General features: G+C 42.7%; 3 protein-coding genes. All 3 read right to left on the bottom strand.

The genetic code is table 11. The annotated features are described in order from the left end of the window. Positions 1-61: 61 nt before the first annotated feature. Positions 62-598, bottom strand: a complete 537-nt coding sequence (locus ACNPNW_RS05365; protein ID WP_448766655.1) for a phage tail tube protein — start codon at positions 596-598, stop codon at positions 62-64. Between the two features lie 51 nt (positions 599-649). Continuing rightward, complete coding sequence (gene gp17 / locus ACNPNW_RS05360) at positions 650-1,015, bottom strand: tail completion protein gp17 (RefSeq protein ID WP_448766654.1); 366 nt, start codon at positions 1,013-1,015, stop codon at positions 650-652. Next, a partial coding sequence (locus ACNPNW_RS05355) for an HK97-gp10 family putative phage morphogenesis protein (RefSeq protein WP_448766653.1) occupies positions 1,012-1,374 on the bottom strand: 363 nt, incomplete at its 5' end. The genes ACNPNW_RS05355 and gp17, both read right to left, overlap by 4 nt.

The raw sequence follows: 1,374 nt of genomic DNA, 5'->3' as shown, positions 1-1,374 counted from the left end.
GCAGTTTCCAATTAACAGAAAAGAAAGCCCCTAAAATTAGGGGCAATATAGAGATTGAGAATTAAGGGCCAACCGGCGGTACTGGTACCGCAGTTTCACGAATCCATTCAACTTTTGACTGACGTTGAATAGTCACCGTGGTTTTCACAATGGTATTGGCATCAAAATCCAGCGGGAATGATTCAACATAACCTTTGAACTTGGTCCAGCTGCGCTGATTTGAAAGTGTCAAGTCACCTGTAGCTTCATCAAGAACAGGAACAATGTGCTTGACTGTGCCACGTTTCTTGCCTGGCCAACCCTGAACGAACACTGCAGATTCACCGCTATCCTGCATATCATATAAGCGGCCATGGCTTGCATTGGTCGGATCTGCATTAATTCCGAATGTAGCGGTACCGGTATCGGATAAACCACCTCCTTCGAGATACGTTTTATTGTGTTCCTCTTCCAAACACGTATCTTCAATTTTTTCTTTTGAATCGGTGCCCGGCTTAATATCGGTCGGACAACCAATTTTCACCAGTTCGAATAGAGCCGGATCAGATGATTTCTGAACGACCATCCACAACATACTGCCTTGAGTACGACGCGACATTTTTGATACTCCAAAAAAAACCGCCTTAAAGGCGGTCATGTGATTAATAATTTAAGATTCTTCAAACCATCGGGTGTCTAGGCGAATACGCCATAAATTTGACGGATCACGCTCATTTCCAGTAAATTTTTCAACATAACAATGTTCTGAAATAGCAGTTCTCAACAATTTGGCAATCTGCCGATTTTCTGCCTTACTTTTACTGTAAACATCTATCTGCACCAAGGCTTCATCCATATCGGATGGATCGGACAAATAGTGCTGGCCCTCAGCATGAATAATTTGCCAGCAAACATAAGGTGGGCTTTGATTGAGATCTGCATCAAACTCAGCGACTTTCAAGCCGACACTGTCTGTCAGTAGACCTCGTAATAAGGGTTCAGCAGCACAAAGTTCCTCTAGAGGAATAATGATCATGTTCGAATATCCTCTAAAATGCTTTTCTTTAATTCTTCAGTGAAAATCTGTTCAGCCTCACCTTTTTTTGCAGCGAATGCTGGACGCAAATAAGGTTGAGCAGCAGTTTTTGCAGTTCCAAATTCGACCAGCCAAAAGTGCCGGGTATCATTGGTCAAGGGAGTATAGTAAGGGCTTGCTACTCGCCCCTTGCCTTTACGCTGCATCTTCTTATTAGTTTTCCAAAACTCACCCCCACCTTTGACCCCGACTCGTACTTTAATTGAGCCTTTATCTTTGGTTTTACCGGATCGAATGACAATATTTTTATGAATAGCAGCACTGGTATCAGGATCATCAATTTTTTTAGCATTCTCCCT

The sequence above is a fragment of the Acinetobacter endophylla genome (assembly GCF_053543775.1).
This window is presented reverse-complemented; position numbering and strand designations above follow the sequence as displayed.